14 protein-coding genes are annotated in these 14,909 nt (G+C 71.5%); 6 read left to right on the top strand and 8 right to left on the bottom strand.

The annotated features are described in order from the left end of the window. Positions 1-9: 9 nt before the first annotated feature. Positions 10-837: a tetratricopeptide repeat protein gene (locus R9Z33_RS19030; RefSeq protein ID WP_318648136.1), complete on the bottom strand. Its 828-nt coding sequence runs from the start codon at positions 835-837 to the stop codon at positions 10-12. Positions 838-1,063: 226 nt separating this feature from the next. Here R9Z33_RS19030 and trpD point away from each other — a divergent pair, with 226 nt between their 5' ends. From trpD to R9Z33_RS19010, 4 genes are read left to right on the top strand one after another with little or no spacing between them, the layout of a single operon-like run. Continuing rightward, entirely contained in the window at positions 1,064-2,086 is a 1,023-nt protein-coding gene (gene trpD / locus R9Z33_RS19025) for an anthranilate phosphoribosyltransferase (RefSeq protein ID WP_318648135.1), read from the top strand. Further along, a complete protein-coding gene (gene trpC, locus R9Z33_RS19020; protein ID WP_404830617.1) occupies positions 2,083-2,904 on the top strand; it encodes an indole-3-glycerol phosphate synthase TrpC in 822 nt (273 codons plus the stop codon). Before trpD ends, trpC begins: the two co-directional genes overlap by 4 nt. Then, positions 2,901-3,374 (top strand): cyclic pyranopterin monophosphate synthase MoaC, encoded by a 474-nt coding sequence (gene moaC / locus R9Z33_RS19015; RefSeq protein ID WP_318648134.1) that lies wholly within the window; start codon positions 2,901-2,903, stop codon positions 3,372-3,374. The genes trpC and moaC overlap by 4 nt, the downstream gene beginning before the upstream one ends. After that, a complete protein-coding gene (locus R9Z33_RS19010) occupies positions 3,371-4,582 on the top strand; it encodes a molybdopterin molybdotransferase MoeA (RefSeq protein WP_318648133.1) in 1,212 nt (403 codons plus the stop codon). The genes moaC and R9Z33_RS19010 overlap by 4 nt, the downstream gene beginning before the upstream one ends. A gap of 7 nt (positions 4,583-4,589) precedes the next feature. Here R9Z33_RS19010 and R9Z33_RS19005 read toward each other — a convergent pair whose 3' ends face one another. From R9Z33_RS19005 to rfbB, 7 genes are all read right to left on the bottom strand, one after another. Then, positions 4,590-6,635, bottom strand: coding sequence for a matrixin family metalloprotease (locus tag R9Z33_RS19005; protein ID WP_318648132.1), 2,046 nt, complete (start codon positions 6,633-6,635; stop codon positions 4,590-4,592). Between the two features lie 133 nt (positions 6,636-6,768). Beyond that, on the bottom strand, positions 6,769-8,505 hold the full coding sequence (locus R9Z33_RS19000; RefSeq protein ID WP_318648131.1) for a glycosyltransferase family 2 protein: 1,737 nt from the start codon (positions 8,503-8,505) through the stop codon (positions 6,769-6,771). Positions 8,506-8,601: 96 nt separating this feature from the next. Continuing rightward, positions 8,602-9,636 carry a hypothetical protein gene (locus R9Z33_RS18995; protein WP_318648130.1) on the bottom strand — a complete coding sequence of 345 codons (1,035 nt, stop codon included), beginning with the start codon at positions 9,634-9,636 and terminating at the stop codon, positions 8,602-8,604. After that, positions 9,636-10,526, bottom strand: coding sequence for a dTDP-4-dehydrorhamnose reductase (gene rfbD / locus R9Z33_RS18990; protein ID WP_318648129.1), 891 nt, complete (start codon positions 10,524-10,526; stop codon positions 9,636-9,638). The genes R9Z33_RS18995 and rfbD overlap by 1 nt, the downstream gene beginning before the upstream one ends. Beyond that, complete coding sequence (gene rfbC, locus R9Z33_RS18985; RefSeq protein ID WP_318648128.1) at positions 10,526-11,092, bottom strand: dTDP-4-dehydrorhamnose 3,5-epimerase; 567 nt, start codon at positions 11,090-11,092, stop codon at positions 10,526-10,528. The genes rfbD and rfbC overlap by 1 nt, the downstream gene beginning before the upstream one ends. Beyond that, positions 11,089-11,970, bottom strand: a complete 882-nt coding sequence (gene rfbA, locus R9Z33_RS18980) for a glucose-1-phosphate thymidylyltransferase RfbA (RefSeq protein WP_318648127.1) — start codon at positions 11,968-11,970, stop codon at positions 11,089-11,091. Before rfbA ends, rfbC begins: the two co-directional genes overlap by 4 nt. A 138-nt stretch (positions 11,971-12,108) precedes the next feature. Next, entirely contained in the window at positions 12,109-13,167 is a 1,059-nt protein-coding gene (gene rfbB / locus R9Z33_RS18975; RefSeq protein WP_318648126.1) for a dTDP-glucose 4,6-dehydratase, read from the bottom strand. 130 nt (positions 13,168-13,297) lie between these two features. Here rfbB and R9Z33_RS18970 point away from each other — a divergent pair, with 130 nt between their 5' ends. Together R9Z33_RS18970 and R9Z33_RS18965 are read left to right on the top strand one after the other, a co-directional pair. Next, on the top strand, positions 13,298-14,131 hold the full coding sequence (locus tag R9Z33_RS18970) for an ABC transporter permease (protein WP_318648125.1): 834 nt from the start codon (positions 13,298-13,300) through the stop codon (positions 14,129-14,131). A 5-nt stretch (positions 14,132-14,136) separates the two neighbouring features. After that, positions 14,137-14,868, top strand: coding sequence for an ABC transporter ATP-binding protein (locus tag R9Z33_RS18965; protein ID WP_318648124.1), 732 nt, complete (start codon positions 14,137-14,139; stop codon positions 14,866-14,868). The last annotated feature ends 41 nt before the right edge of the window (positions 14,869-14,909 follow it).

Raw genomic sequence — 14,909 nt, 5'->3', positions numbered from 1 at the left:
GCGCAGGGCTCAGCGCCGCTGCGGCCCCAATTCATTGAGCTGGATGTTCTGCGCGGCGAGGTCCGCCGCCATGCTGTCAGGCGCGAGCTGGATGGCGCGCTGCCAGTCATTGCGCGCCCCCGTCGCATCGCCGCGCAGCTGCCGCAGGATCCCGCGCTCGAGCAGCGCCTCGGGGTTGTCGGGCGTCAGCGCCAGGGCGCGCTCCACGGCGACGAAGGCCTGGTCCACGCGCTCCAGGTGGCGCAGCGCGGCGGCGCGCAGCACCCAGGCCTCGGCGCGCTCGGGCTCCAGCGCCAGGGCCGAGTCCAGGTCCTCGATGGATTCGCGGTAGCGCTGCATCGAGGCCAGCACCACCGAGCGATCCACCAGCAATTCCACATCCTGCGGCGCCAGCGTCAGCGCGATGGTGACGGCCGCGAAGGCGCGGTTGGGGTCGCCCGCCATCATCCAGGCTTGCGAGGCCTGGCCGAAGACGGCGGCCCGCGCGAGGCTGCCCGCGCGGCTGGCCGCCCCCAGGCGCTCCAGCCGGTCGGCCGCGCGGTCGGGCTCGCCGAGGCCGAGCAGGGCCAGGGCGATGCAGTGCCGCGCGCCGTCGCCCCCGCCCGTGGCGTCCCAGGCCTGGGCGAAGCGCATCGCCTCATCCGGGTCGTCGCGCAGCAGGGCGAGGCAGCGGTCATAATCCGGCCCATCGGCAAGGCGCGGCATCTCGGGCGGCAGGGGCAGGTTGTCGGGCAGGGCGGGGGCGGCGGCGACGCTCACGGGCTGCGGCGCCGACTCCCGCATCCGGTAGGCGGTGCCACCCAGGCCCGCGGCCACGACGATTCCGAGCCCGATCAAAAGAGGTTTCCGCACGCGGGGCACCCTACAGCAAAGGGGCGGGGCAGGGAATCGCCGCGCGGCGCGGGCCGGCGCGCGCGACGCCGCCACGCGAACGGGGGCTACCCGTCGCATCAAGGAGCGGATTCGACGCCATGGCTTCCTATGGCGCATTTTGGGCCGCACCGCCATGCGCCCTATAAGGGGAGGCGCGTCGCGCCAGGAAGCAGAAGGTCAAACAGTCCGGATGAACGACCTCAAACCCGTATTGGCCCGCCTCGCGGCGGGGGAACGCCTGGCCGAGAGCGAGGCCGAGGCCGCCTTCGGCATCATCATGGCCGGCGAGGCCACGCCCGCGCAGATCGCGGGCATGCTCATGGCCATGCGCGTGCGCGGCGAGACGGTGGCCGAGATGACCGGCGCCGTCCGCGCCATGCGCGCGCGCATGATCCCGGTGGAGGTGCCGGCGGATGCGATCGATGTCGTGGGTACGGGCGGCGATTCCTCGGGCAGCCTGAACATCTCGACCACGGCGGCGATGGTGGTGGCGGGCGCCGGCGTGCCGGTCGCCAAGCATGGCAACCGCGCGCTCTCCTCGAAATCGGGCGCGGCCGATGCGCTGGCCGCGCTCGGCGTGAACCTGGACGTGCCGCTGGAGCGCCTGCCCGAGGTGATCCGCGAGGCCGGCATGGTCTTCCTGCTTGCCCCCCGCCACCATTCCGCGCTGCGCCATGCAGGCGGCGCGCGCGTCGAGCTTGGCACGCGTACCATCTTCAACCTGCTGGGGCCGCTTGCGAATCCGGGCCGGGTGAAGCGCCAGATGACCGGCGCCTTCTCGGCCGAGTGGCTGCAGCCCATGGCCGAGGCGCTCGGCCGCCTGGGGACCGAGGCCGCCTGGGTCGTGCACGGCCAGGGCATGGATGAGCTGGCGATTTCCGGCCCCTCGGAGGTGGTGGAACTGGCAGCGGGCAAGACGCGCCGCTTCACCGTGGCGCCCGAGGATGCGGGCCTGCCCGCCTGGCCGATCGAGGCGATCCGGGGCGGCGAGCCGGCGGAGAATGCCGCGGCGCTGGTTGCCCTGCTGGAGGGCGAGCGCGGCGCCTATCGCGACATGGTGCTGTTCAACGCCGCCGCCGCGCTGGTGGTGGCCGGCCGCGCGGCCGATCTGCGGGCGGGTGCCACGCTCGCCGCCGAGAGCATTGACAGCGGGCGCGCTCTGGATGTTCTCATCCGCCTCCGCCGTGCGACCTCCGAGGCTGTTCCCGAATGACTGTTGATGTGATCCCCGATGCGGGGCTCTCCGATACCCTCGCCCGAATCCTGCGGGACAAGGCCGAGGAGGTCGCCGCCGCCATGGCCGCGACCCCGCTGGCCGAGATGGAGAAGCGCGCGCTGGACCAGTCCCGCCCGCGCGACTTCACCGGCGCGCTCTGCGCCCGCATCGGCGAGGGGCGCACCGGGCTGATCGCCGAGATCAAGCGCGCCTCGCCCTCGGGCGGCCTGATCCGCGACCCCTTCGAGCCCGCGGTGCTGGCCCGCGCCTATGAGAGCGCGGGCGCGGCCTGCCTCTCGGTGCTGACGGATGCCAAGTGGTTCCAGGGCCGGCCGGACGACCTGATCGCCGCGCGTGCCGCCTGCCAGCTTCCGGTGCTGCGCAAGGACTTCATGATCCACCCCTTCCAGGTCTTCGAGGCCCGGGCGATGGGGGCGGATGCCATCCTGCTCATCATGGCCGCGCTCAGCGACGACCAGGCGCATGAGCTGGAGGACATCGCCCGCAGCCTCGACATGGCGGTGCTGGCGGAGGTGCATGACGCGCGCGAGATGGAGCGCGCGCTCGGCCTGCAGACGCGCCTCATCGGCGTGAACAACCGCAACCTGAAGACGCTGGTGACCGACCTCGCGACCAGCGAGGAGCTCATCCCCATGGTCCCGGCGGATCGCATCCCGGTGGCCGAGAGCGGCCTGCGCACGCCGGCGGACCTGCGCCGCATGGCCGCCGCCGGCGCCTATTGCGTGCTGGTGGGCGAGCACCTGATGCGCCAGCCCGACGTGGCGGAAGCGACGCGCGCGCTGCTGGGGCCGTGACTCTCACTCACTTCGACGAAGCCGGCCGCGCCGCCATGGTGGACGTGGCGGGCAAGCCCGAGACCGAGCGCCTCGCCATCGCGCGCGGCCGCATCGTCATGGCGCCCGAAACGCTGGCGCTGATCGCCGAGGGCAAGGCCGGCAAGGGCGATGTGCTGGGCGTCGCGCGGCTCGCCGGCATCATGGCGGCGAAGAAGACCAGCGACCTGATCCCGCTCTGCCACCCGCTCATGCTCACCAAGGTCCGCGTGGACCTGACCATCGCCGGGCCGGACACGGTCGAGATCGAGGCGCAGGTCAGCGTGACCGGCCGCACCGGCGTGGAGATGGAGGCGCTGACCGCCGTCAGCGTCGCCGCACTTACTGTCTATGACATGGTGAAGGCCGTGGATCGCGGCATGCGGATCGAGGGTATCCACCTCGCGCTGAAGGAGGGCGGCAAGTCGGGCCGCTTCGAAGCGGCGCCGTGATCCCGCTCGAGGAAGCCCGGCAGCGCATCCTCTCCGCCATCCGCCCGACCGGGCCGGAGACGGTGCCCCTCGCCGCCGGCTGGAACCGCGTGCTGGCGCGGCCGGTGGTGGCGCGGCTGACGCAACCACCCGCCGATGTCTCCGCCATGGATGGATATGCGGTCCGGGCGGCCGATGCCGTGACGGGCGCCACGCTGACCGTGACCGGCGCCGCCCCCGCCGGCCACCCCTTCGCGGGCCAGGTGGGCCCCGGCGAGGCGGTGCGGATCTTTACCGGCGGCTTCGTGCCGCCCGGCGCCGACGCCATCCTCATCCAGGAAAATGCCAAGGCCGAGGGCGCTCGCCTCGCCGTCACCGAAGGTGTCGCGGTCGGCCGCTGGATCCGCCGCCGTGGCCTCGACTTCGCCGAGGGCGGTGAGCTGCTGCCGGCCGGCCGCCGGCTGACGGCGCGCGACATCGGCCTGGCCGCCGCCGCCAACCACCCCTGGCTCACCGTGCATCGCCGCCCGCGCATCGGGATCCTGGCGACCGGTGACGAGATCGCGCTGCCGGGCGACCCGCTGCCCGCGGGTGGCATCGTCAGTTCCAACGCGCATGCGCTGGCCGCCGTGATCGCCTCGGCTGGCGGCGAGGGCTGCATCCTGCCCATCGCGCCGGATGACGCAGGCAGCATCGCGGCCCTGGCTGGGTCGGGCGGCTATGACCTGCTGGTGACGACCGGTGGCGCCAGCGTGGGCGAGCATGACCTGGTGCAGAAGGCGCTGGGGCAATCCACCACCCCTGGGGGCTTTGCGCTCGATTTCTGGAAGATCGCCATGCGGCCGGGCAAGCCACTGATCTGGGGGCGGCTCGGCGCCATGCCGGTGCTGGGGCTGCCGGGCAACCCGGTCTCCGCACTTGTCTGCGCCGTGGTGTTCCTGCTGCCCGCCCTCGCCCGCATGCAGGGCCTGCCGGATTCCGGTCCGCGCACCATCCGCGCCGTTGCGGGTGTGGACCTGCCCGAGAATGACCAACGCGCCGACCATCTGCGCGCCAGCCTCATCCCCGCCGAGGGCGGGATCGTGGCCACGCCCGCCGCCCGCCAGGACAGCTCGATGCTCGCGGTGCTCGCCTCGGCCGATGGGCTGATCCTGCGCGCGCCCTTCGCCCCCGCGCTGCCGAAGGGCAGCGTGGTGGAGGTGATCCCGCTCGCCGCGCTCGGCGTCTGACCCCGCGTCAGAGGGGGTAGTTGGAGAAGGCGCTATAGAGGCCGAGGTGACCGAGGCCGTGCAGATCCGCGAGCCCGTCCCCGTTGGTGTCGGCCACATAGCGCGGGAACAGGTCGTCGCTGCGCCAGCCGCCGGCCGACGGCGCCGAGCCGAGGGCGCCGAGGCGAAGCTCGCTGCCCTCGAAGGCGCCGCCGCCGCTCGCCAGCGCGACATGGGCGCCGGTGCCGCCGAAGCCCACGATATCGGCCATGCCGTCGCCGTTCACATCGCCGAGTCGGCGCGGTGTGGCGTCATCCGAGCTCCAGCCGCCCGCGGCGCCGTTCGACCCATAGGCGCCGAGCCGCAGCGACGCGGCGCCGAAGCCGCCGCCGCCGGTCGCGAGCGAGACGAAGACGCCCGCGCTGCCGAAGCCCACGATGTCGTCCATGCCGTCGCCGTTCACGTCGGCGAGGCGGCGTGGCCGCGCATCGTCGCTCGTCCAGCCGCCATTGAGCCCGAAGCCCGTGACGGCCAGCTGCGCCGCGCCGAACGCGCCGCCGCCGGTCGCGAGCGAGACATAGACGCCCGCGCTGCCGAAACCCACGATGTCGGCCATGCCGTCGCCATTCACATCGGCCAGGCTGCGCGGCGTCAGGTTGTCATTGGCCCATCCGCCATGGACGCCGAACCCCGTGACGGCGAGGCGCGCGGCGCCGAACCCTCCCTCGCCATTCGCCAACGAGACGACGACGCCGCCATGGGCGAAGCCCACGATATCCGCCCGGCCATCGCCGTTCACGTCGCCGAGCTGGCGCGGGGTCAGGGTGTCGCTCAGCCAACCGCCATTCACCCCGAAGCCCTCGACGGCCAGCCTGGCCGGTCCGAAGGCGCCGCCGCCGGTGGCGAGCGAGACGACGACGCCGCCATGGGCGAAGCCCACGATGTCGGCCCGGCCATCGCCGTTCACATCGGCAAGGCGGCGCGGCGTGAGGTTGTTGCTGGCCCAGCTGCCCTGCGTGCCGAAGCCGGCCACCCAGAGATTGGCCGAGGTGAAGGGCGGGTCGTTGTCCGTGATGATGCCGATGCCGATGGCATCGGCGATCGTGGCGCCGCCGGCCGCGTTCAGCAACTCGATGGTGAACCACTCGGCCCGCTCGTGGATGGTGTCGTTGAAGACCGCCACGTCGATGCGCCGGGAGGCCTCGCCCATCGCGAAGGAGACCGTCCCGGACACGGCGGCATAGTCGCGGCCCGCCGTCGCGCTGCCGTCATGGCTGCGATAATCCACCGAGACCGCCAGGGCGGTGGAGGCCCGGCTGACCGTGAAGCTCATGATGGTGGTGCCGCCATTGCCCTCGGTGATCGTCACGTCGTTGATGCGGACGGAGAGGTCGCTTGGGCCGTAGATGTAGCGCGCGCCGGCGATGTCGTCCCATTGCGGCGTCGTGATGGCCGGGTTGTAGGCGGGGTTCATCAGCTGGTTGGGGACGCTCGTGTGGTTCAGCCCGATGGCGTGGCCGATCTCATGCGTCGCGACGGCCAGGAAGCTGCTGGTGTCCCACAGGTCGATCTCGGAACTGTCGAACACGATGTCGCCGCCGAGGGCGCTGAAGCTGGGCGAGAAGGCCTGCGCCAGCGTGCCCGAATCACCGTCGATGTAGCCGCCCGCGATGCGGATCGTGCCCACCGTGCCGCGGCCGACCGCGCCGCCGCCATCCCCGACCTGCACGAAGTTGATGTTCGCGATGGCCGACCAGGCGGCGAAGGCGCGATGCAGGACGGAGACGTAGTCGAAGCCGAGGAAGCCCGCGAGCGAGACGCTGCCGCCCAGGTAGAAGCCGAGCGAAGTGGTGGAGACGCCGGCGCCGACCAGACTCCACGTGACGGTCCCGCCGGGCGTGCCGAAGCTCTGCGAGCTGCCCCATTTCCCGCCGAAGGTGACGAAGGGGGAGGGCTCTTCCATGCCCTCCGTCAGGTCATGGTCGTGCGGCACCTGCCAGTCGAATTCGTAGAAGCCGTCGAAATGCTCGTCATCTGATGCCAACTCCAGAGAGTCGGTGACGTCATGCGCCATGGCGAGGTATCTCCCTGGAGCCTTTCCCGCGGGTGGCACCGTTCATGGCGGGGACGGACCGGGACAGCCAAGCCCAAGGTTCCTGCACGCCGTGCCGCCGCGCAAGTGAAATCAGGTGGCGTGCGGCGCCGCCTTAGTCTGGCAGGGGCGGTTGCTCGGCCGGGGCGCGCCAGGGCGCGAGGCGGCGGGGCGCCGCGCTCAGGATGCGCGCCGGCGGGTCAAGCGAGAGGAGCGGGCTGTAATAGGGGTCGTTCACCAGCGCCTCGCCCCAGCGCGCGCGCATCGTGGCGCGCTCGGTCAGCCAGCGCGCCTTGTGCGTGGGCGACATGTCGTCGCCGCGCGTGGCGCTTTCCTTGTGCAGCAGCTCCGCATGCGGGGTGACGAGGTTGTGCAGGCCCGACGCCCGCAGCTTCAGGCAGAGATCCACGTCGTTATAGGCCACGCGCAGCCCCTCCTCGTCGAAGCCGCCGACGGCGAGGAAGGCCTCGCGCCGCACCGCGAGGCAGGCGGCGGTGACGGCCGAGACGCGGCGCGTCAAGCGCAGCAGGTCATAGGGGCCGTGGCTCTTCTGCGGCGTGTGCAGCATGTCATGCCCCGCGATGCCGGCGAGGCCCAGCACCGTGCCCGCATGCTGCACGCGCCCGCTCGGGAAGAGCAGCCGCGCGCCGACCGCGCCGATCTCCGGGCGCACCGCATGGCTCACCATCTCGCGCAGCCAGTCCGGGCTGCGGATCTCGGTGTCGTTGTTGAGGAGGAGCAGGATCTCGCCGCTGGCCTCGCGCGCGGCGCGGTTGTTGATCGCCGAATAGTTGAAGGGGCCGGGGCAGGGGAGCACGCGGAAGCGCGGATCGCGCGACCACTCCTCGAAGCGGCGAAGCAGTGCCGGGTCATCGCTGTCATTGTCGCAGACGATGATGTCGAAGGCCGGATAGTCGGTACGGCGCAGAAGCCCGTCCAGGCAGGCCTCCATCAGCGCCGTGCCGTTGCGCGTGGGGATGATGATGGTGACCTGCGGCGCGGGGTCGGGCAGGGGCCAGATGGCGCGCGGCACGGGGCTGCGGCCCCGGGGCGGCTCCAGCCGCACAGGCTCGCCCGCCGCGGCCAGCAGCTGCGAGACGCCGGCGAGGTCCAGGCCCTCGCGCCAGGCCGGCCCGCGCCCGGCGGCGCGCCGCAGCAGGATGCCGGGGAGGTGACGGACGGCACCGGGGCCGGCCTCGGCCACCGCCGCGCGCGTCGCCGCGACCATCAGCGCATGGCCGCGCAGGCCAAGCAGCCCGTGCCGCGCGAGAAGGCCTGTGTCATAGGCCACCGCCCGGCCGAGGGCGGGTTGCTGCAACAGCAGGTCGGGGTCGAAGGCGGTCTTCAGCCAGGGCATGCGGCGTGTGCCGCCCCCCATCGGCGCATCCTCGTCGCTGAAGATCACGAGGGGGGCGGGCACGCTCGCCGCGGCGATGGCGAATTCGGCCAGGGCGTGGCGCAGCAGCCGGTCCCCGGGCTGGAGGTGCAGCACGAAGCGGCCCGGCAGCGCCTGCTCTGGCGCCAGCGCCTCGCCCTCGAGAATCTCCACCGGCACGCCGAGCTGCGCCGCGACATTCGCACGCGTCCCCGCATCCGCGCGCGGGAGGGTCACCAGGAAGGCGGTGGGCGCGGGGCCAAGCTGGGCGAGGATGGCGGCATCATCGGCCGGGCTGCTGGTCTGCCAGCGCTCGAACCAGGCCTGGTAGTCGGCGGCTTCGAGCCAGCGGACCAGATGCCCGATCTGCGGCATGACCGGGCGCAGCGTCTTCAGCAGGACCTTGCGCAGCATCGGCAGGCGGCGCACCACGCGGCGCAGCGGGTGAATGCGATGGTCCTGATCCGGCGGAGCCATGGAGCGCGACAACTTTCTGGATGGGGTTGGGCCCGCGGGGCGCGGTGTCTCTGCCGTCCCGCGGGGGCGCTGTCAATCGAGCCGCATGCGTTTCGATCAGGGCCCCATCATGGCGAGATGCTCGCGGATCAGCGCGGCGTCCTCGGGCGCCATCAGGCCGGGCCAATCCTCCACCCCGGGCAGCCGGCCCGGATTGCGGCGGACGAGCTCCGTCTTCAGGTAGGGAAAGCCCATCCGCTCCACCAGCACGCGCCAGAGATGGTGGCAGGGATTCAGCGGATAGCGGGCGAAGGCCTCTGCGCTGTCGAAACGCGGGCCGAGGCTTGCGCGCGTCGCGTCATCCACCAGCGCGGTCAGGCGCGCATAGCCGAAGAGCGCGGCGCAGCGCAGCCCCGCCGCCCGTGCCCGCCGGGAGAGGCCGATCTCGCCCTGCTGCACCACCCGCCATTTGCTCCGGCTGTCCCGGAAGGCGGCGAGATGCGCGGTGAGCAGTCCAACCGCCGCCGCGCCGCGGGCCAGCAGCGCGTAGGATTGCAGATGCGGCCCGCCGCCCTCGCTCTCCGTCATGCCGAACAGGCCCTCGCCGCCTGCGCGCCAGGCGGCCACCAGCGGCGCCAGTGGCCGGAAGGGCCCGAGGACGCTGTCATTGGCCAGGAGGAGTTCGTCGGGCGTGCCGTATTGGGCGAGCGCCACGCCCGCCGCATCGCGCCAGCCGCCGAAATCGCGCCCGACATTCTCGCGATGCAGGCGGAGCAGGCATTGCGCGCCGACCGCGGCCCAGTCCGCCTCGGGCGGCCGGTTCGCGGCATTGGTGACGAAGACGAGGTCGAAGCCGGCCTCCCGCCACAGCGCCAATTGTCGCAGCACCATGGGCGAGACCCGGCCATCGGGCGACCAATGGAGATAGAGCGCCAACGAATTGCCCTGGCGCGGCGCCGCCCCGGGCGCCACCTCGCGCAGTCCCGCCTTGAGCGGCGCGATGCGGTCGAGCAGGGCGGCCTGGGCGATCTCGAAGGCGACCTCGGCCGCGCGCCGCAGGAAGGTCAGCGGCGCGCGCGCGGCGAGGCCGTGCAGGATGCGCGGTGCGCCGCCCGGGGCGGAGCCCAGATCGGTCAGGCTGTAGGGCGGCATCAGCCGCCCGGGTGCAAGGCCTTGAGCACCCGCTCAAGCCCCGCCTGCCAGCTCGGCAGGGTCACGCCGAAGGTCTCGGTGAGCTTCGTGCCGTCCATCCGGCCATCGGCGGGGCGCACCGCCTTCACCGGATATTCATGGGTGGCGATCGGCAGGACGCGCGGCTGTGGGCCGCCGAACCGGGCCGCGCCCGCGAAGATGGCCTCGGCGAAGCCATGCCAATGGGTGGATTGCTCGGCCCGCGCGTGAAACACGCCGCGATAGGCGGGCTGCCAGCCGGTCTCCCGGATGCGCGCCAGGATGGCGGCGATCGCGTCGGCAAGGTCGGGCGCCGCGGTCGGGTGGCCGTGCTGGTCCGCCACCACGCGCAGCTCCGGCCGCGTGGCGCCCACGGCCAGCATGGTGCGCACGAAATTCTTGCCCACCGGGCTGAACACCCAGGCGGTGCGCAGGATGCTCGTCATCGGGTTGCCGGCCAGCGCTGCCCATTCGCCCGCGAGCTTGGTGCGGCCATAGGCGCCGAGCGGATTGGTCAGGTCGCTCTCCAGGTAGGGCGCGCCCTTCAGCCCGTCATACACGTAGTCCGTGCTGATCTGGATGAGCGGGATGCCGGCCTCGGCGCAGAGCTTCGCCAGCAGCGCAGGCCCCAGCGCATTGGCGCGGAAGGCGCCTGCCTCGTCATCCTCGGCCGCGTCAACCGCGGTCCAGGCCGCGCAATTCACCACCGCCTCGGGCTTCAGCGCCGCGAAGGCCGTGATCACCGTCGCGGGCTTGTCGAACTCGAAATCCGGCTGGCCGACCAGCAGCGCCTCGAAGCCCTGCGCGGGCAGGCTCTCGGCCAGGCCGGTCGCGAGCTGGCCGCCCTGGCCGGTGACGAGGATGCGCCGCATCAGACGGAGCCCGCCGGGAAGGGCGGCGGGATCTCGGCCAGGCGCGGCGCGTTGCGGTCCTTGTCGGACAGGATCACGCCGCCCGGCAGCACCGGCCATGCAATGCCCAGCGCCGGGTCGTCCCAGGCGATGCCGGCATCGGTCGCGCGGTCATACTCGGCATCCACCTTGTAGAGCACCTCGGTGTCCGGCTCGAGCGTCATGAAGCCATGCGCGAAGCCGCGCGGCACCCAGAGCTGGTGCCAGTTCTCGGCCGAGAGCTCGCAGGCGACGTGCCGGCCATAGGTCGGGCTGCCCTGGCGGATGTCCACCGCCACGTCGAGGATGCGCCCGCGCACCACGCGCACCAGCTTGCCCTGCGCCGTCGGCGGCCGCTGGAAATGCAGGCCGCGCACCACGCCCACCTCGCGCGAGAGCGAGTGGTTGTCCTGCACGAAATCCACCGCGAAGCCCTGCGCGGCCAGCGCGCTGCGCTTCCATACCTCGCTGAAGAAGCCGCGGGCATCGCCGAAGCGGTTCGGCTCGATCAGCAGCACATCGGGAATGGCTTGCGGCGTGATCTTCATGCGTAGGCCCCGTCGGCAAGTTGCACCAGGTACTGGCCATAGGCGGTCTTGCCGAGCGACTTGCCGCGGGCGCGCAATTCCTCGGCCGTGAGGAAGCCGCGGCGGAAGCCGATCTCCTCCGGGCAGCCGACCACGAGGCCCTGCCGCTCCTGCACCGTCTGCACGAAGGTCGCCGCCTGCAGCAGGCTGGCCGGCGTGCCGGCATCGAGCCAGGCGCAGCCCCGGCCCAGCTGCTCGCAGGAGAGGTCGCCCGCCTGCATGTAGAGCAGGTTGAGGTCGGTGATCTCGAGTTCGCCGCGCGCCGAGGGTTTCACGCGCTTGGCCATCTCGACGACGCGCTTGTCGTAGAAATAGACGCCGATCACCGCCCAGTCGGATTTGGGCTGCTGCGGCTTCTCCTCGATGGAGATCACCCGGCCCGCGCTGTCGAACTCGGCCACGCCGTAGCGCTCGGGGTCCGACACGCGATAGCCGAAGACGGTGGCGCCGCCCGCCTCCGCCCGGCCCCGCGCCGCGCCAAGCCGGACCGAGAGGCCCTCGCCGTAGATGATGTTGTCCCCCAGCGCGAGCGCGCAGGGCTGGCCGTCGATGAAGCGCTCGCCGATCAGGAAGGCTTGGGCGAGGCCGTCGGGCGAGGGCTGCTCGGCGTAGGAGAGGGTGATGCCGAAGGCCGAGCCGTCGCCCAGCAGGCGCTGGAAGGCCGGCAGGTCCTGCGGGGTCGAGATGACCAGGATGTCCCGGATCCCGGCCAGCATGAGCGTGCCGAGCGGGTAATAGACCATCGGCTTGTCATAGACCGGCAGCAATTGCTTGGACGCCGCCAGCGTCATCGGGTGCAGCCGCGTGCCGGACCCGCCGGCCAGGATGATGCCCTTCATGATTCTATGCCCTCAAGCGCCGGGCGCCGGCTCTGCCGGCTTGGCTCGAAACGCTGAAGCGTTTCGGCTCGGCTGTTCGCTTCGCGCCCTCGGAGGAGGACGCCTCGATCGTGAATGCTGTGCGAGGTGCCAGGGCGCTCACGACTTCACGCCACCCAGGCGCTGGCCGGCATAGGCCTTCTCGCGGATCGGCCGCCACCAGGCCTCGTGGTCCAGGTACCAGCGGATGGTCTGCTCGAGGCCGGTCTCGAAATCGTAGCGCGGCTTCCAGCCCAGCGCGGCCTCTGCGCCCGAGGGGTCCATCGCGTAGCGGAAATCATGGCCGGGACGGTCGCGCACGAAGGTGATCAGCCGCTCGCGCGGCCCGGCCGGGTCGGGGCGGAGGCGGTCGAGCGTGGCGCAGATCGCCTTCACCACCTCAAGATTCGTCCGCTCCTGCCGGGGACCGATGCAGTAGGTGGCGCCCGGCTGGCCCTTCATCAGCGCCAGCACCAGCGCCTCGGCGTGGTCCTCGACATGCAGCCAGTCGCGGATATTGGCGCCCTCGCCATAGACGGGCAGCGGCTTGCCCTCCAGCGCGTTCAGCGTGACCAGCGGGATCAGCTTCTCCGGGAACTGCCACGGGCCATAATTGTTCGTGGTGTTCGAGACGAAGGAGGGGAAGCCGTAGGTGTGGTTCCACGCGCGCACGAGGTGGTCCGACGCCGCCTTGCTCGCCGAATAGGGGCTGCGCGGATCATAGGGCGTCTCGGGCGTGAAGGGCGGATCACCGGGATAGAGCGAGCCGAAGACCTCATCGGTCGAGACGTGGTGGAAGCGGAACTCGGCCTTGGCGGCGCCGTCCAGCGTGTTCCAGTATTCGCGGGCCGCCTCAAGCAGCACCTGCGTGCCCACCACATTGGTGCGGATGAACTCGGCCGGGCCATCGATCGACCGGTCCACATGGCTCTCGGCAGCCAGGTGCATCACGGCCGTGGGCTTGTGCGTGGCGAAGACGGCGCGCATCGCCTCCACGTCGCAGATATCGGCCTGGACATGGATGTGCCGCGCCTCACCCGCATGCATGCCGAGCGAGGCCGGGCTTGCGGCGTAGGTCATCTTGTCCACGTTGACGACGGTGGCGCCCGTCGTCGTCAGAAGGCGCCGGACCACGGCCGAACCGATGAAGCCGTATCCGCCGGTGATGAGGAAGAGCAAGGCGCATCGTCTCCTGGAAAGCCGTGGGGCCCTAACACAAGACCCGGGCCTGTCAATACGACCGCGCCGGTTACAAACGGAAGCCCTCATCGGCTTTCGGCCCTTGGGCCCTGCGTGTATAGGCGCGGACATGGCCCGCCCTTCGCCCCGATGCTTCGAACATGACGCCGCCCGCCCGGAGCGCGGCGCCCGCGCCCGCGCCGACCTGCTGGAGGGCTTCCAGCGCTGGCGCCTCGCCTGGGTGCTGGCCCGCACGGACATCACCCACCGCTACCGCGGCTCGGTCCTGGGGCCGCTTTGGGTCACCATCTCCACCGCGGTGATGCTGATCTCGCTCGGCTTCCTCTACGCCAAGCTCTTCCAGATCGAGGTGGGGGTCTATCTGCCCTGGCTCGCCGTCAGTCTCATCATCTGGGCCATGATCGGCCAGGCGGTGACCGAGGCCTGCGCCACCATCACCTCGGCGGAAGGCGTGGTCCGCCAGATGCCCTTGCCCTATTCGGTGCACGCGCTGCGGACCGTGTTCCGCAACGCCGTGGTGGCCGCGCACAACTTGCCGCTCATCGTCGTCGTCTTCCTGATCTTCGGCGTGCAGCCGGGCTGGGGGGCGCTCTGGGCGATCGCGGGCCTGATGCTCCTCGCCATCAACGTCTTCTGGGGCTCGCTCCTGCTCGGCCTGCTCTGCGCGCGCTTCCGTGACATCCCGCCCATCGTCGCCTCGGTCATGCAGATCGCCTTCTTCCTCACCCCCGTGATCTGGAAGCCCGAGCTGATCGAGGGGGCGCAGGTCTACCTGCCGCTTAATCCCTTCTTCGCCGTGATGGAGACCATGCGCGGGCCGATCATGGGCACCGGCGCCTCCGCCACCGTCTGGATCGCCGCGATCCTCTATACCGGCATCGTCTGGGCCGTGGCCCAGACCTTCTTCACGCGGTTCCGCAACCGCGTCGCTTTCTGGGTCTGACCGACATGGCACGCATCGAGGCCGAGGGCCTGGCGATCGAGTATCCGCTCTACCACCACAATGCCCGCTCGCTGAAGCGGCGCCTGATGGGCGCCACGCCGCGCCGCCTGAAGGAGGACCCGTCCCACCGCGTCGTCGTCGCCGCCCTGCGCGACCTCACCTTCACCATCGAGCGGGGCGAGCGCGTGGCGCTGGTCGGCCCCAATGGCGCGGGCAAGTCCACGCTGCTGCGGACCGTCGCCGGCATCTATGAGCCGGTCGCGGGCCGGCTGCGCGTGGAGGGCGAGATCGGCTCGCTCATCGACCCCGGCGCTGGGATGGAGGCGCTGGCCACGGGGCGCGAGAACATCGTGCTGCGCGGCCTCTACCGCGGCATGTCCGAGGCCGAGGCCGAGGCGATGGCCGAGGAGGTCGTCGCCTTCGCCGATCTCGGTGAATTCATCGACGTGCAGATCCGCGGGTACTCCGCCGGCATGCAGGTGCGCCTCGCTTTCGCGCTGGCCACTGCCATGATGCCTGAGATCCTGCTCATGGACGAATGGTTCCTGGCCGGTGATGCCGAATTCATGGCCCGCGCCGAGGAGCGGCTGAAGCAGCTGGTCACGGGCGCCGATATCCTGATGCTCGCCACGCATGACATGGCCGTGGTCCGCCGCTGGTGCACGCGCGCCATCCGCATCGAGGGCGGCGTCATCATCCAGGACGGCACGGTGGACGAGGTGCTGGGCCCGGCCTGAGGCAGATTGCGCGCCGCCGCCACCCTCGCTAGGTGTGCCGC

It is taken from the genome of Sediminicoccus rosea (assembly GCF_033547095.1).
Taxonomy (GTDB): domain Bacteria; phylum Pseudomonadota; class Alphaproteobacteria; order Acetobacterales; family Acetobacteraceae; genus Roseococcus; species Roseococcus rosea.
Note: the sequence above shows the minus strand (reverse complement) of the source record. Positions and strands in the feature narration are given on the sequence as shown.